Consider the following 23,823-nt stretch of genomic DNA (forward strand, 5'->3'; position numbering starts at 1 on the left):
GAGGCCGGCCAGAGGCGGCGGGGATCCACTCGCCCCGCTGGACGGGGCGTGCTGCGTTCCGGAGGACGGCGGTGCGCCCTGCGGCGGCGGGGTCGTGGTCGGCGGAGTGGACTGCCATCCGCCGCTCTGTCCTGACGCGGCACTCGTGCCGGATCCGCCCGGCCTCGGGCTGCCGCCCACCTGGCCGCTGGTGTCGTCGGACACCCTGGTCGGCGCGGGCTGGACGGCCTTCTCCAGGCCGGACCTGGCCGCGTCGCCTCCGGGCGAGGCACCCGTCCCGCCGCTCTGCGAGCTTTCCTTGCCCTCGCCGCCTCCACCGGTCGGGTGGGCGGCGATGTCGCCGGGGAAGCTCCCGCCGTCGGGGCCCTGCGGTGCGGCACCTGCGCCGGCTGCGGCGCCACCGGTTCCGGCGGTGGCCGCGGCTGCGGCGGCCTTGCGGGCGGCCTTCTCGGCGTGGGCCCGGGCGATCTGCGCACCGGATCCGCCGGCACGGTGGATGGACTCGCCGTCGGTGCCGTCGGCTGCCCAGTGCACGAACTTGAAGACCGCGTACGGGCACAGCAGCACCAGAACCATGATCACGATGCCGGACATGACGTCGGCGAGGGCGGCGGTGCCGTCCTTGGCCTCGGTCTTGCCCATGGCGGCGATACCGAGGATGAAGATCACGGTCATCAGGAGCTTGGAGACCACGAGGGTGGCGGTGGCCTCGATCCAGCCCTTGCGCCAGCGCCGGGCGACTTCCCAGCCGCCGCCGGCGGAGGCGAAGACGGCGAGGGTGACCATGACGAGGATGCCGACCTTGCGGACCATCATCACGCACCAGTAGAGGAAGGCGCCGATGGCGGCGCCGAGCCCGGCGACGACCGGGACCAGCCAGCCCAGACCGGACAGCGACCCGATCTGGCTGACCTTCACGATGCGGCGCACGGCGGTCTCGATGTTCAGGTGCGCGGTCTTGAACAGGCCGTCGCTGACAGCGTCGACGACTTCGACGGCCACCGTGGTCAAAGAGATGGCGCAGAAGGCGAACAGGACCCCTGACATGGTGCCGGTGAATGCCTGTGTCAGCGCCTGTCCGTCGCGCCGGATGGCGGCCCGGACCAGCTGGGCGCAGAACGTGGCGACCAGCAGGACCAGGCCCAGGGGCAGCAACATCTCGTAGTTGTCACGGAACCATCCGGCGTTGAGGTCGACCCTGGTGGTGGTGTCGACCGCTTCGGCGGCCAGATCGGCCGCGGCGGCGGCCAGTTCACCGGCGGACTTCGCCATCCAGTCACCGATGGCCTTGCCGGGGTCCGAGGCGAAATCCACCGCGTCGCCGGCCGCACACAACGTGCTGGCCAGGGGGTAATCACAGAAACCCACGGGGAGTTACTCCTCCTTTCTTGTGTCAGGCGCGGGTCACTGCGTGACGCTCGGGGCGATGGCGGCCAGGGTGCAGTCGTGGCCAGGGCGGCACTGCACGGCGAGGGTCACGGCCCGTTCCTCGGCCCCGCCGCCGCCCTTCTTCCAGGCGATCTGCTGCGTGCCGTTGACGGTGACGACGTAGATGTACGCCTCGGTGATCGCGGACGGGTCCTCGGCCAGGGCCTGCTTGAACGCGCCGGGGTAGTGGCCCTCGGTGACGTGGGCGGTGGCGCGCTGGTCCTGGTCGGCCATCCTCGACCACAGCACCGGGTCGGGTACCTGGCCGGAGACCGAGGCCCAGTCGGCGTACTTGGTCTCGGCGGTCATCCAGGCGCGCATGCCGGCGAGCTGCTGGTCGCGGCTGGTGTCACGGGTGTCGTAGGACCACAGCATCCGGGCCGCTGCCTGGGCGTAGGCGACCGGCTCGGAGATCTGCGGAGGCTTGGGCACGGAACCGGAACCGGAACCGGCCTCGGGCTTCGGGCTGGGGGCCTCGGAGGAGGACGGGCTGTGCGCCGCGGCCGGACCGGCAGCGGCCGGATCCCGGTGGGCGTTGCCGCTGCCGGACAGCAAGGCGACGGCTGCGGCGATGGTGAGCAGGACGGCGACGACCACAGCGACGATGGCGATGCGCCGGTTGGCCGGCCAGCCGACGCCGTACGAGGACAGCGAGAGGGCGGGGAATCGGTTCCGCATCAGTGGACCTGCGAGCCGAGAGTGGAGAAGAACTCGACGATTCCGTTCGCGGCGCCGAGGCCGAGGGCGGCGCCCGCGGCGACGACGGCGCCCTTCTTGCCGTTGGCCTCGGCCTGGTGGCCACCGGTGTGGTGGCCCCAGGCCCACACGCCGAGCGAGACGGCGAGGGCACCGACGACGGCGATGATCCCGAACATGTTGATGCTGTCGACGACGTTCTTCAGCACGCTCAGGCCGGGCAGGCCACCGCCCTTGGGCGAGATCCCTGGGTCGTAGGCGAGCTGGATGACGCGGTCTGCGAGAGGAAGGGACATAGGTGTGGCGGGGCTCCTTGCATACGCGGGCCAGACGAGAGGCCGGCGAGAAGAGGGGAAGCAGAGAGGGTGGGGAGAGGCGCTCGGGGCGCGGGAGATCACCGCGGCGGCGGCCCGCCCGGAGCGGTGCCCTGGCAAGGCGGCGTCAGATGACGCGGCGGGCGGCGAGGATCACCCAGTCCTTGACCGGGGTGATCCGGACCGGCTTGGTGGTGCGCGGCGCCTCGATCACGAGGCCCTCGCCGATGTACATGCCGACGTGCTCAGGCCGGGTGGCGGTGCCGCGGCTGAAGGTGAGGTCACCGGGCTTGAGCTGGGCGGGCGAAACCGCTCTGCCCTCGTTGACCTGCGTGTACGTGGTGCGGGAGAGGGCGACGCCGGCGTGGGCGTACGCCTGCTGCATCAGCGAGCTGCAGTCGCAGCGGCCCATCGGGTCGGGGCCGTGGGCGTTGGTGCAGGATCCGCCCCACTGGTAGAGCGTGCCGAGCTGCTGCATCGCCCATTCGATGGCCTTGCGGGCCTTCGGGTCGGCGTCCTTGGGGATCGCGTAGCCCTTGGGGACGCTCCCTTCGGGGATGCGGCCGAAGCCGGCCCCGTCCTGGCCTGGCGCGCAGCCGGTCGTGCTGGTCGACGGCTTCTCGCCCTGGTCCGCGTCCTTGCCGTCCGCGTCGCTGCTGGGGCCGGGGAAGGTCTTGGCGATGGCGCTCTGCAGCGCGGTGGCCAGGTTCTCCCACTGCGCATACGCGTCCGGGAGACCGGACTTCTGCACGGCTTGTGCGGCCTGGGTGACGGTCATCTGCTGCCAGCCGTCCACCTTGAGCAAGTGCTTGTAGAACTGCTCGCTCGCGTACGTCGGGTCACGGATCTGCTCGGCGGTGCCCCAGCCCTGGGAGGGGCGCTGCTGGAACAATCCAAGGCTGTCCCTGTCGCCGTAGTTGAGGTTGCGCAGCCGCGACTCTTGCATCGCCGTGGCGAGCGCGATGATCTGTCCCTTCTTGGGGACGTCGAGGGAGAGGCCGGTGGCCACGATCGTCTGGGCGTTGGGGACTTGCTCGGCGGGCAGGTCCAGGCCCTCGACGTGGACCTTCTTGCCGGAGGCGCCGTCGAGGATCTTGGTTACCTGCTCGGCGACCTTGTCGCTGTCGATGTCGGTGAGGCAGCCGCTGCTCTGCACGGCGTCGGCGGAGGAGGCCAGCATCATGCCGCTGCCGGCGATCAGGATGGGGGAGAGGAAGACGACGCCGATGCCGGCGGCGAGCCCCTTCAACCTGAGTGGACCGCTCGCCGGTCAGCGGTTTCGGGCATGGGTGGGTAGCGAGACGTCATGAGCGTGTCCTTCGGGGGTGCGGTGTCCGGCGTGCCGCGGGCGCGAGGCGTGGTGGAAGGGCGCGGCGGCCGGGGTGGGCGATCAAGGCGGTTCAGCGCGGGGCGAGTTGCCGCTCGCTCCAGATGGCCGGGCCCTGAGCTAGGTGTGCCGGGGCAGGGGGTACCTCCGTGAGGTGTGGCAGGGGGGTAGCCAGCGGCGGTGTGCGCCGGGCGGTTCAAAAACAGTAGGCGCCAATCGGCGGTTGACCAAAAAGTCCGCGTGAGGTGCCGGAAACCGGCACCCCCGCAGGGCACTTCTTGGTCGTCGGCGGATTCGGCTCTACAGTTTTTGGACTCCGCCTCGCCTTCCTCTGCCTGTGGCCATGGGCTTCTGCACGCCCATCTCCGGCCCGCGAGGACCCTTGCGCGAGGCGGCGTTTCCCTCCGCTTTTCCGCACCCGAATCGGGGTTCCTCTTTGCCTTTTTCCCTGCACCAGGGCGACGCTCTCGCTGTTCTCTCCGGTCTTCCGGACGGCTGCGTCGACTCCGTCATCACCGACCCGCCGTACAACAGCGGCGGCCGGACCGCGAAGGAGCGCACCACCCGCTCCGCGAAGCAGAAGTACACCTCCGCCGACGCCAAGAACGACCTCGCCGACTTCACCGGCGAGAACATGGACCAGCGCTCCTACGGTTTCTGGCTGACGCAGATCATGACCGAGGCCCACCGCCTCACCAAGACCGGTGGCACGGCGCTGCTGTTCACCGACTGGCGCCAGCTCCCGATCACGACGGACGCGATCCAGGCGGCCGGGTGGCTGTGGCGCGGTGTGCTGGCCTGGCACAAGCCCCAGGCCCGGCCCCAGAAGGGCCGTTTCACCCAGAACTGCGAGTTCATCGTCTGGGCGTCCAAGGGCCCGATCGACGGCTCCCGGAACCCGGTCTACCTGCCGGGCATGTACTCGGCTTCGCAGCCCTCGGGGGCAAAGCGCCAGCACATCACGCAGAAGCCGGTCGAGGTGATGCGCGAGCTGGTCAAGATCAGCCCCGAAGGCGGCACAGTCCTCGACTTCTGCGCCGGCTCCGGCTCCACGGGGGTGGCCGCCCTGCTGGAAGGTCGGGACTTCATCGGCGTGGAGAAGACCGAGCACTACGCGTCGATCGCGGCCGACCGGCTCACCGAGACGATCCGCGAAACCCTCACACAGGACGACGTGGTTCTCGCCGTTTGACCAAAGTCTCCTCCGGCCGCCAACGCACCCGGCTCTTTGCCTTACCCGCTGGCGTAAGCACCGCCGGCGATTTCGCTGTCCGACCGGTGTGAAAACGCCTCTCCCGTCCCGTGTCTCGTAGGAAGCCGAACAGTCAATGTCCGAATCCGCAAAGTCAACTGACGACGGCGAGTTGGAGCCGGTTCGCATTCCGGATCCGCAGTTGGAGGGAATCGAGGCGAGCGTGCGGCGGCTCATGGAGCAGTCGGCGCAACAGGCTCAGCAGCTCGACCACCTCGCATCCGCGTCGGCGCCGAGTGGCTCACCGTTCGCCGCGTTCGGCATGCCGGGACTCGGTGGGCCTCCGGCCGCCGCTCCGCCGGAGCCCCGCCCGATCCTGGAACTCGAAGGCGAGGAACGGGAAGATGAACTCGATGCCCTCTCGGACTGGGTCGACGACTTCTTCCTCCCGGTCTACGGGGCGGAGGTCACCACCGCGGCGCCCTGGTGTCTGCAGTGGCAGGAGCACGACGACGTCGTGGCCTGGCTCCACGCCCTGTGGCTCGCCTACCAGCAGCACAAGGACCCTGAAGCCGGGCTCGCCGGCATGTTCGTGTGGCACCGGGACTTCCTCACCCACGCCGTGGCCGCGATCCGCGCGCCGGGCGGACCGCTGTCGGCCTGCATGACCTCTCCCGACCGGCCCGCGCACCGTCTTCTGCCCGGCCCGCCGCCGTCCGTGCGCACGGAGACGGCGGCCACGGCGGAAGCCGCCGAGCCGGACGAGCCGGCGTCGTGACCCAGGGAGTGGGACAGCCCGCCTTCGCGCTGAGCTTCGACCCTCGCGCGCTGACCGATCTCCTCCAGGCCCCCAGCGATATCCGCGACCTCGCCCTCGCCTACCTGCAGGAAGTCGTGAACGCACAGCGCTTCGGACTGCGCCTCGACGGTGATCTGGAGGGATTCCGGAAGCTGTTCGTGGACTCGCGCAGGGACTGGCGCGTCGTCTACGGCGTCCGCCCGGCACCCGCGGAGTCCGCGCATCCCAAGGAGATCCACGTCGTCGCCATCCGGCCGCGCGCGGGCAACGACGTCTACGACGAGGTCGGCCGCCGCCTGGGGATGACCCGACGGCCGCTGAGCGCCCGCACCCACGCGGCCCGCTCGCGTTCCCCGCAGCTGACCACCCGCACTCCCGTGCCCCGGCCCGGCCCGCCGCCTGCTGCGCTGCCTGGTCTGCCCCGTCCTGCACTCAACCCCGCGCACCATCCCACCCGCTGAACGCACGGAGCGCCGCCCATGCCCCCTCAACCCGCACCGACACCCGCCCGGCGTGTGCTCACGCAGCTCGACCATCGCATCGAAGCGGTCACGGGCCACGACATCGACACCCTGTGGACCTACCGCGACCGCGGCGTCCTCGACGACCAGCACGCCCAAGTGGTCGACCGGCACCGAGAACTGGCCAAGGCCAAGACCAGCGTCACCTTCTACCTCCAGCTCCTCAGCCGTCTGTCCAGCGGCGAGTTCGACGTCGACAGCGCCCTGTTCACGCGCATCGACCGCACCGTGGACCAGCTGCAAGAGGCCGCCGCCACGCGGGACGCCGCCGCCCGGGCGGTGCTCGCCGCCCTGGAGCCCATCGAAGCCGCAGGGGCGGCTTCCGCGCCCCAAGCCCGGCAGCTCTCGCCGGACGACCAGGCCGCGCTGCTCGCCATCGCCAGCGGCGCCAAGCTCTACGAACACCTGCTGACCGGCCGGATGTCCGTCACAACCGCCTCCGGTACGCGCATCCCTCACGCCAAGCTGCAGCAGTTGGAGGATGCCGGCCTGGTCGTCCGGGACACCGGCCACCCCGTGCACGCGGGCCAGCCGGTCGCGCTCACCGACACCGGACGGGCCGCGCTGTCCGCTGCCCGCCAGTCTGCCACGACGCAGGTGCCGAAGGTCCCGGCTCGCCCCGGCGCATCGCCGTCCAACCCGGCGCCGCGGCGCTGACTCCACCGAAAGGCTCTTTTGTCTCCCACCGAACCGGCGCCGGACCGGAAGTCCATCCCCCACGTCGACTTCGATCTGGACGGCCTCGACGCCGACGAGGAGAAACACCTCGATTTCTACCGCAAGGTCGCCGTCCACGAGGACATGCTCGTCCCACTCGCCGAACACCACGACGGCCCGAACAGCTACTACGTCCTGTTCGACCGCAGCGCCACCTGCGGGCATCCCGGCCTGTCGCAGGTGCTCGCCGTATATCTGCAAAGGGACCACGAAAGGCAGACGTTCAGCTTCGAGAAAGCTCCTCTGCCGCTGCCCGCGATGGCGCAGTCCTGGCTCATCCACCGCGGCTGTCCGTCCGATTCCCTCGCCCTCGACCCTGAGCTGGGCCCACCGCCGGCCGACGAGGCCACGCGCACACTGGAGCGGCGCCTCACCGGCGACGGCGACCACTACGCCATGGGCTACTGCTACACCAGCGACGACCCGGACGACATGGTCACCGTCGTGGCCCTGCGTGCCCTGGACGAGGAAGCTCCCTCACCGTTCCGCGTCCTGGTCGAAGAGGTCGACACCGAGACGTGGACGCACACCCTGCGCGAGGGCGGCTTCGACACGGTGGGTGAAGCCCTGCGGTGGTGCGAGGACCGCCTCGCGGGCGAGGCCGGTCCTCTTCCGCCGGTCCGCCCGGCAGCCGCAGCCAGCCGGCCGGCCAGCTTGCCGAAGGCCCCTGTCCCGCGCCCGCCCGGCCGTTCGCGGTGAGCGCTCAGCCCGACGCGAGCGGCGCAACATAGCCGACGATCGCCGGTTAGCCAAACCGGCGATTCTCCGGACTCTTATACAGCCGCCGGGACAATCCCGCGGCCCCTTCCCCCCCACACCCACACCTTCACGGAGGTTTCTTCCGCATGCGCTCCACTCGAATTGCCGTATCCGCAGCCATGCTCGGCGCGCTCGCTCTGCCGGTGCTGTCCGCCACCACCGCCAGCGCGTCCCCCGCTCCCGCCGCCCTCACGAGCAGCTGCTCCTCCCAGCCGCCGCTGCCGTACGAGGTGCACACCAAGGCCGTGACCATCCGCTCCAAGGCCACCACGAAGTCCACCGCGCTCGGCGTGCTCTACCGGGGCCACAAGTTCAGCGTCGCCAAGAAGAGCGGCAACTGGCTTTACATCACGGACAAGACCACCGGCGTCAAGGGCTGGGTCTCCGGCACGTACGTCTACCGCGACGTCCGCATGTGCACGGACTGATCGGAATTCAGCACGTCCCGCCAGGCATCGGCCTTTCAGAACAGGAGACCCCTTTTGTCCGACGGCATACCCGATGAGTCTGCGGATGTCGTGGGCGTGCTCACCGAACAGGTCGAAGCGCGCTTCGGCATGGCCATGGACCAGATGAAGGCCGCGGTCGCCGCCGCGCCGACCGCGAATCCTGACGCCACCGGCATCGTCAAGTGGCACGGCCTTCTCGTCGAAGCCCAGTCCGTGCTGGAGCGAGCGGAGGACGACCTCCTCGCCGCACTGCAAAGCCAGCCCAGCGAGGTCGACGACCCGACGATGCGTCTCGCACACCGGGTGAACGCGGCCGTCACCGCCCGCGACGGCAGGGCGATGGTCGTGCGTTGGCTCCTCGACCCGGACGCTCCGGGGAAGAAGGACCTCGCGGCAGAGCGCCTCGCCCGCCTCCGGCCGCCCCGCACCGGCCCGGCCGTGCAGACCAGCGCCCCCAACCGGCCTGCCGGCACAGCCGCACCGGCGACGGCGTGGCGATCCGCAGGGGCCGTCCGATGAGCCGGGACAAGGCCAGCACCGTGGACGACGACCTGCACAAGGTCTTCGGCAAGCCGGTCTCCGAGCTGTACGAGGCGGCTGCCGGCCCAGATGCCTCGCCCGCGCTCACCCGTGCCCTGGAGCTGCGCTCCTTCCTGGCGCTCGCGGAGGAGCAGGTCGCCCGCGTCCGTGACCGTGTCCATGCCGACATGGATCCGGACCGCGACATGGGTGAACTGTCGGCGGACAAGCTCCGCTTCGACGCGCAGTGGCTGCAGGCAGCGCTGGAGGCCCGCGACGGCTACCGCGCCGCCCTCGGTGAACTCCTTCGCACCATGCCCCCACCGGCCCGGCAGGGCCGGCCTGTCCGCACGGCGCAGCTCAGGGCCACCGCAACCCTGCCCCCGCCTGTCGCCCCGGCACCTCCGAGTGCCGGGGCGGCCCGGGCCCGCCGACCGTGAAAGCCCCCGATTGCCCCACCTCACGTCCACCGACATAGCCGGACGGATCGAGGACCTGTACGGCGCTCCGCTCGCCGACCTGGAAGCCTACGCCCAGGACCAGCCGCCCGGCATGCTCTCCGCCCTGCTCGGTATGCACGACGACCTGGCCCTCGCCGAGCGCAGCATCGCCTTCCACCGCGACCACCTCGCCCGGCTCATCCACCCCGGGCGGCAGATTGGCCCGCACGAGGTCTCCCACCTCCTCGACGCGACTCGCCGCCTCGCCGAAGCCGTCGCCGTCCGCGAGGCCCAGGCCAAATCGGTCGCCGCCGTCCTGCAAAGCCTGGCCCGCGTCCCGGCCCCGACGTCGACTCCGCCGGCTCCCTCGCCGCCAGCTGCGGCTCCGCCTCTTGTGGCGCCAAGTCCTGCGCACAGCCGCTGACTCGCAGGCGATCCCACTCTTCTTTCTCCCAGGAGTTCTTCCCTTGGCCATCACCGCTCTGCCCCCGGATGCCGACGCCGACATCGCGCGGGTGACCGAGGCCCTTGCCATGATCACCCCGCGCTGGAACGTGAGGATCCTTCTGGCCCTCTCCGGGCCGCCGCTGCGCTACAGCGAGCTGGCGGCCAAGGTGTCCTGGCTGCAGAACGGCCAGCTCCACCCGAAGCTCAAGTCACTGTGCGACGCCGGTCTCGTCGAACGCACGGAGCACAGCGCACGGCACGTGACCTACGGCCACACCGAGCGAGCCACTGCCCTGCTGCCCATCCTGCCGATGATCGTCACGTGGGCCGAGGAGCATCTGGAGAAGGCGGAGCGCCCGCTGGCCGCGATCGAGCAGATCGAGGACAGCCTCACCCTGCTCACGCGGCGCCACGCCGCCGCCATCCTGTGGGTGCTCAAGTCGCGTAAGGAGGTCAGCGGCCGGGTTCTGGCCCGGATCGTGATGCCCAGCAGCGACTGGACGAACATTTATCCGCCGTTGCGGCAGCTCGTCGCCGATGGTCTGGTCGACACCGCGGGCAACGGCCAGCCCTACCGGCTGTCCGCCGCCGGCGACGCCCTGGGCCCCGTGCTCGGCGCGGTGTCCGCCTGGTCCGCCGGGCAGCCCGTCGAGCAGGCCACCCAGCACCCGGTCTGGGGGCACCCGCAGGCCAAGCCCGTGCCGAGGCCGTGGACCAGCAGCCAGTCGAGGCCGGCCCCCACGGCACCCCCAACCACTCGGGCGGCCCAACCCTCTCCGGCCTGGCGCAACAAAGACCTCTTCTCGCACGCCACGACCGCGCGCCCGAAGGCCGCCATCCCGGCGGGAGGCCCGCGCCGATGAACACTGCCTTCACCTCTGCCGAAGCGCAGCGTGCTATCGAAGTGCTCGCCTCACGACCCCTGGTCCGCCTGATCACCGAGATCGACGACAACGGCGCCATACCGCCGCGACGGCTCGCCGGTACCCTGCCCGACCTGTCCGCGCATCAACTGCGCAGCGCATGCGACACGGCCCGCGCCCACGGCCTCCTGAAGAGCGCCCCCGGCGCTGCCCTGGAACTGACGTCGGTAGGGACGGAGTTGGCGGACTTGTACGACGCGATGGCGCGCTGGGCCCGGCGTCATGCCCTCCCGGCCCCCGTCTGTGAGTTCAGCGGCCGTATCCAGTACGTCCTCGACCTCGTGGCGCCATCGCTCACCACCGAGCGCGCCGACGGCGCCGAGGCGGACCTGTCCCGTCTCCGCACGCTCCTGATCCAGTGGCTGGCCGGCAACCTCCGGGTGGCCAGGGTGCCCGAGCCCGAGCTGGCCGCGTGAACGGTTCGGTCACACCCCCGCACGCACGCCACACCGGCGGGCTGATGAGCAGCATCTATCTGCCGCGCACGGCGGACGCGTTGGCGTTCGCGATGTCCACCTACGGCATCCCGCTGCTCGTTCTGACCACGACGCGCTCCGCCGTGCTGACGGGCGCCGCGTTCGCCCTGGAGTGGATCCCGCGGCTGGCTGCGTTCGGGTGGGCTGGCTCGGTGGTCGACCGGCGCGGTGCTGCTGTGGTCTTCCACCTCGCCTCCTTGGGGCGAGCGCTGGCCCTCGCCGCCGGCGCGGTCCTGCTTCACCTCCACCCGTCCGGCACCCTGGCGAGCGCGACCGTGATGGTGCTGGCGGCGGCGACCGGCGTGCTCACACAGTTCAGCTACATCGCGACCGAGACCGCCGGAGCCGCCGCCGGCCGCCGAGCCGGATCCCGGGCCCACCGTGTCCAGGCCGTCCTGCTCGGCATCGACCAGACCGCGACCCTCGCCGGTCCGGCGCTCGCCAGCGTGCTTCTGCTCGCCGGGCCGTCATCGATGCTCACGGTGATCACCGTGCTCTCGCTGCTTGCCGCGCTGCTCGCCCTGCGCACCCCACCCTCGCCCGTGCAGGCGGCCCAGGCGCCGAAGCGGCAGGCCGGCGCCAGCCTGCTCACCGGATGGCGCACCATCCGCTCACTGCCCGCGCTCGGCTGGCTCGTGACCGGGCTGACCCTGTCCAACCTGGCCACCGGCCTCCTCCAAGCGGCAGGCCCCGTGATCGTCGTCCAGCACTTCGGGCAGCCCACCACCGCCGTCGGCCTCGTCTGGTCCGCCGCTGCCGCAGCCACGCTCCTGGCCGTCACGCTCTGCCGCTTCGCGCTCGACCGCCTCGGACTGTGGCCGGTCGGCGCCGCCTGCGCCGCCCTCGCCTCGCTCGGCTGTCTCGCCGCCGCCCAGGCCCCCGACTACCCGTCCTACCTCGTATTGGTCGCGGCCCTCATGGCGGGCGACGGCGGCATGACGGTCGTCCTGCGCACCCTGCGCTCCCGCCTGATCCCACCGCAGAAGTTCGGCAGCACCCTGTCGGCGACCATCCTCATCCTCCTGCTGCCCTTCCCCGCCGCCGGCGCGCTCACCGCACTCACCCCGCCCGACGCACTGGGCCACGTCATCACCGCATGCGCCGCCCTGCAAGCCCTCGGACTCGCCCTCGTATTCACGCGCCTGCGCACCGATCCCGCCCTGCGCACCTGAACCCGCTGCACTCCCCGCCTGTGGAGACCTCCATGTCCATCGCCGCTCTCGGATCGCACCGCGCGACCGGTCGCACCATCACCGAGCAGTTCCACGCCTTCGACGCCCACCACCCGCACGTCTACAGGGCCTTGGAACGCCTGGCCGCCGGCACCACCCGGGTCAGCTTGAAGGACCTGTTCGAGGACCTGCGCCGCCAACTCCCCGACGACGTCGACGGGCTGAACAACAACTACACCGCCCTCTACGCCCGCCGCCTGCTCAACGAACACCCCCACTGGGCTCCGGTGTTCGAGCTGCGCCGCCGCCGTGCCGCCGCCGTGCCGCCTGAGACACCCTTCCTCTTCTCACCCTGCCGTCCACCGATACGGAGAACCCCTTCTTGTCCGCTCGTCCCCTCGTCCTCGTCGTTTCTCCCGGTGACGAGACCTACCGGGGCTACTGCCTGGAGCAGGTGGCCGCCGCGTACGACGTCGTCCTTCTCACCGGCACCGAGCCGTCGTGGGAGAAGCCGTTTATTGTCGACCACGCCGTGGTCGATCTGAGCGATCCCGCAGCGCTGCTCGCCGGCGGCCGGGCGCTGGCCGAGCGCCACGACCTGGCCGGCGTGGTCACCTGGGACGAGTGGCACCTCGTCCCCACCGCCCGTCTCGCCCGCGCGCTCGGCCTGCCCTCGCCGTCCGTCGAGGTGATGCGGGCCTGCCGCAACAAGGCCACCGCCCGCACCCTGTTCGCCCGCCACGGCGTGCCCTCTGCCGCCTCGATGAGGGCGCGGACCCTGCTGGAGGCCGGTCTTGCGACGATGACCCTCGGCCTCCCGGCCGTCGTCAAGCCCGCGGCGGTCGCCGGCAGCATCGGCGTGATCCGCGTCGATGAGCCCGAAGAACTGCCCGCCGCGTTCGCGTTCGCCTCGGCCGGAGCGAGCCGCAGCCGCGAGGACACCGGGGTCCTGGTCGAGGAGTACCTCGACGGCCCGGAAGTCTCCGTCGAATGCGTCACCCACCGCGGCGTGACCACCGCGGTCGCCGTGACCCGAAAGCACCTGGGCCCCGCCCCGTACTTCGACGAGACCGGCCACACCGTCGATGCCGCCGACCCGCTCCTGCCCCAGGTCGCCCCGGTCGCCGCAGCCGCGGTCAAGGCCCTGGGGATCACCGACGGCGTGCAGCACGTCGAGCTGCGCCTCGTGGACGGCCGGCCCCGGCTGATCGAGGTCAACGCCAGGATCGGCGGCGACATGATCGGCCACCTCGTCCGCCTCACCACCGGCATCGACCTGCCCAGGGCCGCCGCCGACCTCGCCTGCGGCCGAGCACCGGACCTCACCCCGACCCGCAGCGCAGCCGCGGGCATCCGCATGCTCTACCCGGACGCCTCCGGCACCCTCACCGCCCGTCACGTCAACGAGCCGTTCGCCGCCCACACCCCCTGGCTGCGGCAGGTGCAGTGGATCCGCGAGATCGGCGACCAGCTCGTCCTGCCGCCCGGCGGCGACCTGTTCACTGCCAGGGCCGGGTTCTACATCGTCACCGGCCGCACCACCTCCGAGGTCACCGAACGCCTCGACCTTGCCGCGGACGAGATCACGGTCACCACGAGGGCGGACCGATGACGTCACGGACCGACCCGCACCAGGAGATCGACGGCGACGTCTACGTCTGGCCGCGCCACCTCGCCTCCACCACCGGAACCGGTGACCCCGCCCTCGCCCCGCTGCTCGCCCTCGGCTGGGACCTGCGGTACGACGACGACGCCAACGTGTTCGTGAGCGCTCCCGACCGGCGCGTGCGCCTGGGCTACCTGCCCGAAGGCGAGGACGACGGACTGTGGCGCATCAACGCCTACAAGGACTCCTTCGGACCGCCCGCGTGGGGCGTCTGCTTCAACGACCGCGTCCCCACCGAGTTCGTGACCGCGTTCACCACCGTCCTCGCGACCGCGTACGAGCAGGGACCGGACGCCTACCTCGCCCGGCCGGTCTCCGGGACCGACGGGCACGACCCCTTCCTCGCGGTCGTGCCCTTGCTGAAGCAGGGCTGGGAGATCGACCGTCCGCGTTGGGGCGTCTTCGCCGTCCAGGCCCCGGACGGGCATGCCGGCATGGAGTTCACCACCGGGGACCTCGATCCGGAAGCCGAGCTGACTACGCGGGAGGCACGCTGGCAGCTGTGGGCGGGCACGTCCATCGACCGGCCCGTCTGGTACGCCACGGCCAGCACCGACACCCCGGTCGCCCTGCTCACCGCCGTCACCGAGTGCGTCGCCGACCCGGCGCCCCTGCCCCGGTGGCGCGAGGCGACCTCCAGCTACATCAAGGGGATGGCCCAGCTCACTCCGGTCCGTCCGCCCGGCCCGCCGGCTCCCACTCCGCTCGACGTGCAGCGGTCCGTCTTCTCCCGCCGTCCGGCTGCGCTACCCCCGGCCAGCGTCCCGCGCTGGAGCACCACCAGCCGACCAGCCCTGCCCGGCCCACGCCGGTAGCACGCGCCTGACCCGACCGGAGACCCTCCTTGTCCCTGCAAGCCCCTGAGTTCTTCACACACACGGCCCCCACCCCGCCGACCGCGCGCGGCGGCGGGGTGGGGGCCGCGCGTGAGCGGGAGCGGGGGCGGCGGCGCACGGAGCTGCCCGAGGAGACGGAGGACGCGTACGACTCGCATCCGCCGATCGCCGAGCGGGTGCGGCGGATCGAGGCGCTGCCCGCCGACGGCTCAGAACTTGTTCTTCGGGGTCAGCCCCAGGGACATGCCCGACAGACCGCGCTGCCGCCCGCCCAGCTTGCCCGCGATCGAGCGCAGGGCGGCGCCCGCCGGGGAGCCCGGGTCGGTCAGCACGACCGGCTTGCCCTCGTCGCCGCCCTCGCGCAGGCGGACGTCGATGGGGATGGAGCCGAGGACCGGGACCGAGGTGCCCGTGGTGCGGGTCAGGCCGTCGGCGACCAGCTGGCCGCCGCCCGTGCCGAAGACGTCGACCATCTCGCCGCAGTGCGGACAGGGCAGGCCGGACATGTTCTCGACCACGCCGACGATCTTCTGGTGGGTCTGCACCGCGATGGAACCGGCGCGCTCGGCCACCTCGGCCGCCGCCTGCTGCGGGGTCGTGACGACCAGGATCTCGGCGTTCGGGACCAGCTGGGCCACGGAGATCGCGATGTCACCGGTGCCCGGCGGCAGGTCGAGCAGCAGGACGTCCAGGTCGCCCCAGTAGACGTCCGCCAGGAACTGCTGGAGGGCCCGGTGCAGCATGGGGCCGCGCCAGACCACCGGGGCGTTGCCCGGGGTGAACATGCCGATGGAGATGACCTTCACGCCGTTCGCCGACGGCGGCATGATCATGTTCTCGACCTGGGTGGGACGGCCGTCCGCGCCCAGCATGCGCGGCACCGAGTGGCCGTAGATGTCGGCGTCCACGACGCCCACCTTGAGGCCGTCGGCCGCCATCGCCGCCGCGAGGTTCACCGTGACGGAGGACTTGCCGACGCCGCCCTTGCCGGAGGCGACCGCGTAGACCCGGGTCAGGTTGCCCGGCTTGGCGAACGGCACCTCGCGCTCCGCCTGACCGCCGCGCAGCGCCTCGGCCAGCTCCCGGCGCTGCTCGTCGCTCATCACGTCGAGCGTCACGTCGACACGGGTGACGCCCTCGACCCGCGAGACGGCCTCGGTGACACGCTGGGTGATGGTGTCGCGCATGGGGCAGCCGGAGACCGTCAGGTACACGGTGACCGCGACCGCGCCGTCCTCCCCGATCTCCACCGATTTGACCATCCCCAGCTCGGTGATGGGGCGGTTGATCTCGGGGTCGTTCACCGTCGCCAGTGCCTCGCGCACCGCGTCTTCCGTAGCCATAAGGACGATGGTACGGCGCCCCGAGGCCCCTGGGGGTAGCACCTCAGCGGTCGTCTGCGTCACGTCCCGGCGGGCGTTCCGTCCGTTCCGCCGGGAATACGACCTGCCCTCCGTGGCCGCGGCGCTCCTCCATCTCCTTGAGCATGTCCTGGAGCTCGGTGCGGATCCAGTCGCGGGTGGCGACCTCGCCGAGGCCCATGCGCAACGCGGCGATCTCCCGGGTCAGATACTCGGTGTCGGCGATGGACCGCTCGTTCTGCTTGCGGTCCTGCTCCAGGTTGACCCGGTCGCGGTCGTCCTGCCGGTTCTGCGCGAGCAGGATCAGCGGGGCCGCGTAGGACGCCTGGAGGGACAGCGCCAGGGTCAGGAAGATGAACGGGTACTGGTCGAACCGCAGTTGCACGGGCGCGGCCACGTTCCACACCACCCAGACGATGATGACCACCGTCATCCAGACGATGAAGCGTCCCGTGCCGAGGAACCGGGCGATCCGTTCGGAGAGCCGGCCGAAGGCGTCCGGGTCCCACTCGGGCAGGAACCGGCGGCGGGGCGCGCGCGGCTGGTCGAGCCGGGGCGTGCGCGGGCGCGTGGCGGCCGTGGCGCCCGAGAGGGCGCGCTCCCGGCCGTGTTCGCGGCTGCCGTCGCGCTCAGGCGTCATGGCGCGTGCCCCCCTCGTCCCCCTCGGGGCTCTCCTCCAGGTGGAACTCGGTCTCGCGCCAGTCGTCGGGCAGCATGTGGTCGAGTACGTCGTCCACGGTCACCGCCCCCAGCAGCGACCCGGCCTCGTCCACCACGGGCGCGGCCACCATGTCGTAGGTGGCGAAGAACCCGGCGATGACCGGCAGCGTGTCGTCCGGCGACAGCGGTTGCAGATCGTCGTCCACGAGGGAGCTGACCAGGGTGTACGGGGGCTCGCGCAGCAGCCGCTGGAAGTGGGCGGTGCCCAGGTACTTGCCGGTCGGGGTCTCGTCCGGCGGGCGGCAGACGTAGACCTGGGCGGCGAGCGCGGGGGAGAGGTCGGGGTTGCGGACGCAGGCGAGCGCGTCGGCCACGGTGGCGTCCGGGCGCAGCACGATCGGCTCGGTAGTCATCAGGCCGCCGGCCGTGTGCTCCTCGTACGACATCAGCCGGCGCATGTCGGCCGCGTCGGCGGGCTTCATCAGGCTCAGCAGCCGCTCCTTGTCCTCCTCCGGCAGCTCGCCCAGCAGGTCGGCCGCGTCGTCCGGGTCCATGGCCTCCAGGACGTCCGCCGCGCGCTCCTCCTTCAGCTTGCCGAGGATCTCGATCTGGTCGTCCTCCGGCAGCTCCTCCAGGACGTCGGCGAGCCGGTCGTCGTCCAGGGCGGCGGCGACCTCCGCGCGCCGCTTGGCGGAGAGGTGGTGGAGCACGTTGGCCAGGTCGGCGGGGCGCAGTTGTTCGAAGGTGGCGAGCAGGTTCTCGGCGCCCTGTCCGTGCTCCTCCAGGGAGAACCCGGAGACGGCCGCCCACTCCACGGTCAGCGTCTCGCCCTTGACCCGCCGGAAGGCGCCGCCCTTGCGTCCCTTGCGGACGAAGACGCGGTCGACCTCCCAGTCCCGGCGCGCGGGCAGCTGCTGCACGGACAGGTCGAGGACGGTGGCCTCCTCGCCGGTCTCCACCAGGGTGACCCGCCGGTCCAGCAGCTCGCCGAAGACCAGCCGCTCGGTGGGCCGTTGCTCGAAACGGCGGACGTTCATGACGCCGGTGATGATGACCTGCCCGGAATCGATGCCGGTGACCCGGGTCATGGGCAGGAAGATGCGACGCCGGGTGGCGAGTTCGACGACCAGCCCGAGCACGCGCGGCGGCCTGCGGCCCACGCGCAGCATCACGACGAGGTCGCGCACGCGGCCCACCTGGTCGCCGTTCGGGTCGAAGACGGGGACCCCGGCGAGGTGCGAGACGAAGATCCGGGGAGCGCCGGCTGCCATGGTTCTGCTTCCTCTGCTGCCGCGGCCCGGGGCACGCCCGTGGCCTGGGAATCGCTCTGCGTTTCGGGTTGTCCGCTTTGTCGGCGGGTCCTTGCGGAATTGCTCGGATTTGCCCGCACGGGTGCGCTTCAGGCTAGCCCGTACCGCTTGGATACGCCCTGGTGGGGGGTCCGGACGGACCGGCTCCGCCGGGGGCCGGGGCACCGGTACGCTGCGGTACGCCGCTGAAGGAACCGTCGGAAAGGCGACCTCACCTGTGACTGCGATTCCCCCCGGCCGTACCCGTCTGGTGACCGCGATGTGCGCGCTGGCCGTGACGGGCGCGGCGGTGCTCACCGGGTGCGGCGGCGACGATCCGGACGCGGGGACGAACGGGGTGGGCAAGCTGCCCGCCGGGAAGATCCAGGCCAGGACGCGGGCGGCGGCCGACGCGGCGCCGGCGGTCCGGCTGGCCGGGACCGTGGTCACCAGCGGCCGCACGTACCGGCTGGACATGCGGCTGAAGGACGGCGGCGGGACCGGCTCGGTGACCTCCCAGGGCGCCACGTTCCGGCTGCTGCGGGTGGGCAGCCAGCTGTATCTGAAGGCCGACGCGGACTTCTGGCAGCAGGCCGACGGCAAGAGCGGCGGCTCCCAGGGCGACGGGGCCGCGGCCAAGCTCGACGGCAAGTACGTGAAGGTGCCGCAGGGGGACCCCGCGTACAAGAAGTTCAGCGGCTTCACGGACAAGGACGTCCTCCTGGCTGGTCTGCTGACACTGCACGGCACGCTGGCCACGGACGGGCACCACGCCCAGGCGGGTACCCGCACCATCCGCATCACCGGCGACCACGGCTCGGGCGGCACCCTGGACGTCTCCCTCCAGGGCACCCCCTATCCCCTCGCCCTCACCCGCGCGGGCAACGCGGGCACGCTCCGCTTCTCCGACTGGGGCAAGAACTTCCCGCTCGCCGAGCCCGCGGACTCGGAGACGGTGGATTACGGGCAGCAGCTGCCGGCGTCGTGAACGCGGGGCGGTGACCCGCGGTGCGGGCCTCGGCCCGGCCCCGGCGCTACCGGCCCCTGCGGCGCTTGGCCAGCAGCCTCGGCAGACCCGCCGGGACCGGCCGGCGCGTCGTCGCCGGGGTCGAAACCGGTCTCTGTGCCAGGTCCCCCGCGGGCAGCGGTGCCACCGGTCCCGCCGGCACCAGGCGGAGCACCCGGCACTCACGGGCCCAGCGGTCCGGCATCCGCTCGGCGTCGGGGGCGTTCAGCCGCTTGCCCTTGAGCTCGCGGACCGTCGCCTCCCACTCCGGGGTGCCCGGGGCCGGCTCGGTCACGGTCGCCGGGAAGGACACGAGCCGGCCGCCCTTGTCCTTGCTGCGCACGGTCACCTCGGCGGACCCGCCGTCGGCGAGACCGGTCAGCGGCTGCTCCCCGGGCCCGTCGCCGACCAGGCACACCGCTCCCTCGTGCCACACGTGCCACAGCGCACGCGCGGCACCGGCACCGGCGCCGGCGACCCAGACGAGGCCGGACTTCTTGGCGGCCTCCTCGATGAGAGCCCGGTCGAGCAGCTCGCTTGTCATGCGCTCACCCTATCCGCGCCGCTCACAGCCAGCCGTTGCGCTTGAGCGTCCGGTGGATGCCCAGACACAGCGCCACCGTGATGCCCATGATCACCGGGTAGCCGTACTTCCAGTGCAGCTCGGGCATGTACTTGAAGTTCATGCCGTACACCCCGCACACCATCGTCGGTACGGCGATGATCGCGGCCCAGGCGGTGATCTTCCGCATGTCCTCGTTCTGCGCGACGGACGCCTGCGCGAGGTTGGCCTGGAGGATGGAGTTGAGCAGTTCGTCGAAGCCCAGCACCTGCTCCTGGACCCGGGCGAGGTGGTCGGCGACGTCCCGGAAGTACTTCTGGATGTCCGGGTCGATCAGCCGCATCGGCCGCTCGCTGAGCAGCTGCATCGGCCGCAGCAGCGGCGCCACCGCCCGCTTGAACTCCATGACCTCGCGCTTGAGTTGGTAGATCCGCGCGGAGTCCACACCGCGCGAGACCCCGCCCCGGCCCGGCGAGAAGACCTCGGTCTCCACCTCGTCGATGTCGTCCTGCACCGCGGCGGCGACCGCGATGTAGCCGTCCACCACATGGTCCGCGATGGCGTGCAGCACCGCCGAGGGGCCCTTGGCCAGCAGCTCCGGGTCGTCCTGGAGCCGGTGCCGCAGGGCCCGCAGCGAGCCCTGGCCGCCGTGCCGGACGGTGATGAAGAAGTCCCGGCCGGTGAAGCACATCACCTCGCCGGTCTCCACGACCTCGCTGTTGGCGGTCAGCCGGTCGTGCTCGACGTAGTGGATGGTCTTGAAGACGGTGAAGAGGGAGTCGTCGTAGCGCTCCAGCTTGGGCCGCTGGTGCGCCTGCACCGCGTCCTCGACGGCCAGCGGGTGCAGCCCGAACTCACCGGCGATGCCGGCGAATTCGGCCTCGGTCGGCTCGTGCAGACCGATCCACACGAAGCCCCCGTCGCGCCGCACCAGCCGCATCGCCTCCTGCGGGCTCAGCGGCTTCGCGCTCGGCAGGCGCCGGCCGTCGCGGTAGACGGCGCAGTCGACCACGGCCGAGGGCGTGGCGGGGTCGCGCGTGGTGTCGTACGGCGCCGACGGCGCGCTCGTGGCCTTGCGGGGCGCGACGCGGGAGGGACGGACCACGGCGCGCAGGTCGCGGATCATCGACATGGGCAGGCTCCTTCGCGGCAGGCAACGAAAGACCGCCGGTGACGGGTGGAACTACCCGGAATGAGGACGTCCTTCAGGACTCTCCCCTCCCGTGAGGCAGGGGAAGGATGTTTGGCTCGTCCACAAAGCGGGGAGCACCGCACCGTTGCGGTGGCGACTTCGCTGCTGATGCAGAACTGACGCAGATCAGGCAAAGCGAAACGAAGTGCTCTTCCGGACAGTGACGTGCACGGGAAGGTGGCAGCCGGCCAGACAGGGAATCAGCCAGTGGCTACGAGCCGGTGACTACATCAGCGGGCGGAAGAACGAGTGGTACTACCAGGTCGACTTCGATCCATGACAGCCCCACCTCCTCCGGCCGGTCCCTCGTAAGGGAGTCCTCTCGGTACCGGGACCCGATAGCGACGCTTCGCGTGCCGTCCCGAACCACCGGCTCAGAGTACCAGCCGCCCTCGCTGTCAAGGTGCCGCTTTGCCCGCTGCTGACGAGTTCTATGCTCACCGCATGGTTGATGTTCTTCCTCTGGTCGAGGCACGGTTGACCACCGCGCTGGGCGCGGCGGACGCCCGGGCGGCCGTCACCTTCCTCGGCACGGACCGCGTCGAGGTGCTCCGCTTCACCGAGGGGGACGTCGTCCGGTACGCGACCCTCGGGATGTCCGCGCACCCCATGACCGACCCCACCGCGCTGGTCGCCGACCCCGTCAAGGGCCCGCGCGCCGAACTGGTGCTGTCGGTCCGCGCGGGTGTCGCCGACACCGACAAGGTGCTCCGCCCGCTCGCCGTGCTCGCCGCGTCCCCGCAGGTCGAGGGGCTGGTCGTGGCCCCCGGCAGCTCCCTGGACGTGGGCGAGCCGCTGTGGCCCGGCGCCCCCTTCACCTCGGTCCTGGTGGGCGAGGGCGGCGGGCTGGTCGAGGATCTGGAGCTGGACGCCCCGCTGGAGCCCGTGCGGTTCCTGCCGCTGCTGCCCATGACGCCGAACGAGGCCGCCTGGAAGCGGGTGCACGGCGCCCAGGCGCTCCAGGAGCGCTGGCTCACGCACGGCACGGACCTGCGGGATCCGGTCCGCAGGTCCGTGCCGCTGGAGTGAGCAAGCTCACCGCGTCGCCGCTCAGTCGGCGAAGACGGTGACGCCGTCCTCGGTGGCGTGCCGGGGGGCCAGCTCCTCGGCCTCGTGGGTGAGGGCCCGGCGCCGGACACCGACCACGACCGCGCCCAGCAGCGCGGTGACCGCCGCGACCGCGAACGGGACGTGGATGTCGGTCCACTCCTCGATCTTCGGCGCGAAGTAGGGCGCCGCCGCGGCCGCGAACCAGCGGACGAAGTTGTAGCCCGCGCTGGCCACCGGGCGCGGGGCGTCCGAGACGCCGAGGGCCAGCTCGGTGTAGACGGTGTTGTTCACGCCGATGAAGGCGCCGGACAGGATGGTGCAGACGATCGCGGCGGTGTGGTCGCCGTAGCCGAGCACCAGGACGTCGGCCGCGAGCAGCACCAGCGAGCCGCCGAGCACCTTCAGCGAGCCGAACCGCTTCTGCATGCGCGGGGCGACGAGCACCGAGAACACCGCCAGCAGCACGCCCCAGGCGAAGAACACCGCGCCGGAGCGGTACGGGGTCATGTTCAGCACGAACGGCGTGAACGCCAGCACGGTGAAGAACGTGTAGTTGTAGAAGAACGCCGAGATGGCCGCCGAGGCCAGGCCGCCGTGGCCGAGCGCCTTGAGCGGGTCGAGGATCGAGGTCTTGCGGGCCGGCTTCGGCTGCTCCTTCAGGAACGCCGTGATGCACAGGAAGCCGATCGCCATCAGGGTGGCGGTGCCGAAGAACGGGTAGCGCCAGCTGACGTTGCCCAGGACCGCGCCGAGCAGCGGGCCGCAGGCCATGCCGAGGCCGAGCGCGGACTCGTAGAGCAGGATCGCCGCGGCGCTGCCGCCGGCCGCCGCGCCGACGATCACCGCGAGGGCGGTGGAGACGAACAGCGCGTTGCCGAGGCCCCAGCCCGCCCGGAAGCCGACCAGCTGGCCGACGGTGCCGGAGGTGCCGGCGAGACCGGCGAAGACCACCACGAAGGCGAGACCGAGCAGCAGCGTCTTCTTGCCGCCGATGCGGCTGGAGACGAAGCCGGTCAGCAGCATCGCGACGGCGGTGATCAGGAAGTACGAGGTGAAGAGCAGGGACACCTGGCTGGGGGTGGCGTGCAGGCCCTGCGCGATCGACGGCAGGATCGGGTCCACCAGGCCGATGCCCATGAAGGCGACGACGGAGGCGCCGGCCGTGGCCCAGACCGCCTTGGGCTGCCGCAGGATGCCGCCGGCTCCCGCGTCGAGGGGGTCCATGTGCTTCTCCCATCCGCGTGTGGCACGCAGTGCAGATAGTTGGCTTATACACATAGTAAGTTAGCTCGGCTAATTAATGCAAGATGCACCTAATTCCCTGGTGGCGGGCGTGTCCGGGGTGTTCCCGCGGGGGTTCCCTCCGGACGGGTGATCGTCCTTGACGTGGGCGGGCCGGGGTAGGACCGTGGGGCCCTATGAGGGGCGAACCCAGTTGCCCGCGGTGTGGTGGCCGGGTCCGGGCTCCCGGTCTCTTCGCCGATACGTGGCAGTGCGATGCGCACGGCGCGGTGTTTCCGCTGCAGCCCGTGATCCCGCCCAGTGTCGAGGCCCTCGGTGCCGTGGTGCACCGCACGCACGCGCCGCTGTGGATGCCGTGGCCGCTGCCGGTCGGCTGGCTCTTCACGGGGGTGGCCTACGCCGGTGACGACCGCAGTGGCGGCCGTGCGACCGCCGTCGCCTGCTCCGGGCCGGGCCCGCTCGGCGGCCCGGGCGAGCTGATCCTGGTCGCCGAGGAGATGGGCGTCGGCCTCGGCGCGCGTTACGCGGGCATCGACGGACCGGACCCGGGGCCGTACATGAACGTCGAGAAGCCGCCCCAGACCAAGGTGCTCGCGGCCGGCCGCCCCACCCCGCTCTGGCACGTCTACCGCACCCCCGACGACCGCGCCGTCTTCGCCGGCGAGGCGCTCGGCATGTGGCTGTGGGCGGTGATCTGGCCCGAACAGGCGGGCCTGCTCCTGTACGACGAGCTGGTGCTGACCGATCTGCGCGACGCGGGCGCCGAACTGGACCTGGTGC

27 protein-coding genes and 1 pseudogene are annotated in these 23,823 nt (G+C 71.5%); 18 read left to right on the forward strand and 10 right to left on the reverse strand.

Features of this window, described 5'->3' with window-relative positions; genetic code table 11:
* The 4 genes from FRZ03_RS14445 to FRZ03_RS14460 form a co-directional block, all read right to left on the reverse strand.
* The coding region (locus FRZ03_RS14445) for an SCO6881 family protein (protein WP_146465575.1) at positions 1-1,368 on the reverse strand (1,368 nt) is incomplete at its 3' end.
* A gap of 36 nt (positions 1,369-1,404) precedes the next feature.
* Complete coding sequence (locus FRZ03_RS14450; protein WP_146465547.1) at positions 1,405-2,106, reverse strand: hypothetical protein; 702 nt, start codon at positions 2,104-2,106, stop codon at positions 1,405-1,407.
* Positions 2,106-2,420 carry a DUF6112 family protein gene (locus tag FRZ03_RS14455; protein WP_146465548.1) on the reverse strand — a complete coding sequence of 105 codons (315 nt, stop codon included), beginning with the start codon at positions 2,418-2,420 and terminating at the stop codon, positions 2,106-2,108. The genes FRZ03_RS14450 and FRZ03_RS14455 overlap by 1 nt, the downstream gene beginning before the upstream one ends.
* A 145-nt stretch (positions 2,421-2,565) precedes the next feature.
* Positions 2,566-3,687: a C40 family peptidase gene (locus FRZ03_RS14460; RefSeq protein WP_146465549.1), complete on the reverse strand. Its 1,122-nt coding sequence runs from the start codon at positions 3,685-3,687 to the stop codon at positions 2,566-2,568.
* A 514-nt stretch (positions 3,688-4,201) separates the two neighbouring features.
* Here FRZ03_RS14460 and FRZ03_RS14465 point away from each other — a divergent pair.
* The 15 genes and pseudogenes from FRZ03_RS14465 to FRZ03_RS14535 all read left to right on the forward strand — a co-directional run bounded on the left by FRZ03_RS14465 (position 4,202) and on the right by FRZ03_RS14535 (position 14,660).
* The gene (locus FRZ03_RS14465) at positions 4,202-4,957 is read left to right on the forward strand and encodes a DNA-methyltransferase (protein WP_037661123.1); all 756 of its coding nucleotides are present in this window, start codon (positions 4,202-4,204) and stop codon (positions 4,955-4,957) included.
* A 235-nt stretch (positions 4,958-5,192) separates the two neighbouring features.
* Positions 5,193-5,735: a DUF4913 domain-containing protein gene (locus tag FRZ03_RS14470; protein WP_186785424.1), complete on the forward strand. Its 543-nt coding sequence runs from the start codon at positions 5,193-5,195 to the stop codon at positions 5,733-5,735.
* A complete protein-coding gene (locus FRZ03_RS14475; RefSeq protein ID WP_146465551.1) occupies positions 5,732-6,217 on the forward strand; it encodes a hypothetical protein in 486 nt (161 codons plus the stop codon). Before FRZ03_RS14470 ends, FRZ03_RS14475 begins: the two co-directional genes overlap by 4 nt.
* 18 nt (positions 6,218-6,235) lie before the next feature.
* Positions 6,236-6,934 (forward strand): hypothetical protein, encoded by a 699-nt coding sequence (locus FRZ03_RS14480; RefSeq protein ID WP_146465552.1) that lies wholly within the window; start codon positions 6,236-6,238, stop codon positions 6,932-6,934.
* An 18-nt stretch (positions 6,935-6,952) separates the two neighbouring features.
* The gene (locus FRZ03_RS14485) at positions 6,953-7,693 is read left to right on the forward strand and encodes a hypothetical protein (protein WP_146465553.1); all 741 of its coding nucleotides are present in this window, start codon (positions 6,953-6,955) and stop codon (positions 7,691-7,693) included.
* Positions 7,694-7,839: 146 nt separating this feature from the next.
* A complete protein-coding gene (locus tag FRZ03_RS14490; protein ID WP_261399038.1) occupies positions 7,840-8,181 on the forward strand; it encodes an SH3 domain-containing protein in 342 nt (113 codons plus the stop codon).
* A 54-nt stretch (positions 8,182-8,235) separates the two neighbouring features.
* Complete coding sequence (locus FRZ03_RS14495; RefSeq protein ID WP_146465554.1) at positions 8,236-8,721, forward strand: hypothetical protein; 486 nt, start codon at positions 8,236-8,238, stop codon at positions 8,719-8,721.
* Positions 8,718-9,161 carry a hypothetical protein gene (locus FRZ03_RS14500; protein WP_146465555.1) on the forward strand — a complete coding sequence of 148 codons (444 nt, stop codon included), beginning with the start codon at positions 8,718-8,720 and terminating at the stop codon, positions 9,159-9,161. The genes FRZ03_RS14495 and FRZ03_RS14500 overlap by 4 nt, the downstream gene beginning before the upstream one ends.
* A 10-nt stretch (positions 9,162-9,171) precedes the next feature.
* The gene (locus FRZ03_RS14505; RefSeq protein WP_186785422.1) at positions 9,172-9,585 is read left to right on the forward strand and encodes a hypothetical protein; all 414 of its coding nucleotides are present in this window, start codon (positions 9,172-9,174) and stop codon (positions 9,583-9,585) included.
* Positions 9,586-9,628: 43 nt separating this feature from the next.
* A complete protein-coding gene (locus tag FRZ03_RS14510; RefSeq protein WP_146465556.1) occupies positions 9,629-10,471 on the forward strand; it encodes a winged helix-turn-helix transcriptional regulator in 843 nt (280 codons plus the stop codon).
* Complete coding sequence (locus FRZ03_RS14515) at positions 10,468-10,947, forward strand: regulator (protein ID WP_146465557.1); 480 nt, start codon at positions 10,468-10,470, stop codon at positions 10,945-10,947. The genes FRZ03_RS14510 and FRZ03_RS14515 overlap by 4 nt, the downstream gene beginning before the upstream one ends.
* Positions 10,948-10,991: 44 nt before the next feature.
* Positions 10,992-12,179, forward strand: coding sequence for an MFS transporter (locus FRZ03_RS14520; RefSeq protein ID WP_398660329.1), 1,188 nt, complete (start codon positions 10,992-10,994; stop codon positions 12,177-12,179).
* Between the two features lie 32 nt (positions 12,180-12,211).
* A pseudogene (locus FRZ03_RS40290) lies at positions 12,212-12,496 on the forward strand (hypothetical protein); the annotation flags it as partial.
* 65 nt (positions 12,497-12,561) lie between these two features.
* The gene (locus tag FRZ03_RS14530) at positions 12,562-13,791 is read left to right on the forward strand and encodes an ATP-grasp domain-containing protein (protein ID WP_186785423.1); all 1,230 of its coding nucleotides are present in this window, start codon (positions 12,562-12,564) and stop codon (positions 13,789-13,791) included.
* The gene (locus tag FRZ03_RS14535; RefSeq protein WP_146465559.1) at positions 13,788-14,660 is read left to right on the forward strand and encodes an SPDY domain-containing protein; all 873 of its coding nucleotides are present in this window, start codon (positions 13,788-13,790) and stop codon (positions 14,658-14,660) included. Before FRZ03_RS14530 ends, FRZ03_RS14535 begins: the two co-directional genes overlap by 4 nt.
* A gap of 230 nt (positions 14,661-14,890) precedes the next feature.
* On the opposite strand, the gene FRZ03_RS14540 is transcribed toward FRZ03_RS14535, so the two are convergent.
* The 3 genes from FRZ03_RS14540 to FRZ03_RS14550 are packed head-to-tail and all read right to left on the reverse strand — an operon-like array spanning position 14,891 to position 17,973.
* A complete protein-coding gene (locus FRZ03_RS14540; RefSeq protein WP_146465560.1) occupies positions 14,891-16,024 on the reverse strand; it encodes an Mrp/NBP35 family ATP-binding protein in 1,134 nt (377 codons plus the stop codon).
* A 43-nt stretch (positions 16,025-16,067) separates the two neighbouring features.
* On the reverse strand, positions 16,068-16,682 hold the full coding sequence (locus FRZ03_RS14545) for a DUF1003 domain-containing protein (RefSeq protein ID WP_146465561.1): 615 nt from the start codon (positions 16,680-16,682) through the stop codon (positions 16,068-16,070).
* Entirely contained in the window at positions 16,672-17,973 is a 1,302-nt protein-coding gene (locus tag FRZ03_RS14550; RefSeq protein WP_146465562.1) for a magnesium transporter MgtE N-terminal domain-containing protein, read from the reverse strand. The genes FRZ03_RS14545 and FRZ03_RS14550 overlap by 11 nt, the downstream gene beginning before the upstream one ends.
* Positions 17,974-18,271: 298 nt before the next feature.
* Here FRZ03_RS14550 and FRZ03_RS14555 point away from each other — a divergent pair, with 298 nt between their 5' ends.
* Positions 18,272-18,979: a hypothetical protein gene (locus FRZ03_RS14555; RefSeq protein WP_186785425.1), complete on the forward strand. Its 708-nt coding sequence runs from the start codon at positions 18,272-18,274 to the stop codon at positions 18,977-18,979.
* 46 nt (positions 18,980-19,025) lie between these two features.
* On the opposite strand, the gene FRZ03_RS14560 is transcribed toward FRZ03_RS14555, so the two are convergent.
* Both FRZ03_RS14560 and FRZ03_RS14565 read right to left on the reverse strand, forming a co-directional pair.
* Positions 19,026-19,541 carry a hypothetical protein gene (locus FRZ03_RS14560; protein WP_146465563.1) on the reverse strand — a complete coding sequence of 172 codons (516 nt, stop codon included), beginning with the start codon at positions 19,539-19,541 and terminating at the stop codon, positions 19,026-19,028.
* A 22-nt stretch (positions 19,542-19,563) separates the two neighbouring features.
* Positions 19,564-20,691, reverse strand: a complete 1,128-nt coding sequence (locus tag FRZ03_RS14565; protein WP_146465564.1) for a magnesium and cobalt transport protein CorA — start codon at positions 20,689-20,691, stop codon at positions 19,564-19,566.
* A gap of 504 nt (positions 20,692-21,195) precedes the next feature.
* Between FRZ03_RS14565 and FRZ03_RS14570 the strand changes: the two genes are divergently transcribed.
* Positions 21,196-21,780 carry a suppressor of fused domain protein gene (locus FRZ03_RS14570; protein WP_146465565.1) on the forward strand — a complete coding sequence of 195 codons (585 nt, stop codon included), beginning with the start codon at positions 21,196-21,198 and terminating at the stop codon, positions 21,778-21,780.
* 21 nt (positions 21,781-21,801) lie between these two features.
* On the opposite strand, the gene FRZ03_RS14575 is transcribed toward FRZ03_RS14570, so the two are convergent.
* Positions 21,802-23,025 carry an MFS transporter gene (locus tag FRZ03_RS14575; protein ID WP_146465566.1) on the reverse strand — a complete coding sequence of 408 codons (1,224 nt, stop codon included), beginning with the start codon at positions 23,023-23,025 and terminating at the stop codon, positions 21,802-21,804.
* 194 nt (positions 23,026-23,219) lie between these two features.
* On the opposite strand from FRZ03_RS14575, the gene FRZ03_RS14580 reads away from it, so the two are divergent.
* Positions 23,220-23,823 (forward strand): DUF6758 family protein (locus FRZ03_RS14580; protein ID WP_146465567.1); only part of this gene is annotated, 604 nt, incomplete at its 3' end.

This window comes from Streptomyces misionensis (assembly GCF_007896895.1).
Lineage (GTDB): Bacteria > Actinomycetota > Actinomycetes > Streptomycetales > Streptomycetaceae > Streptomyces > Streptomyces misionensis_A.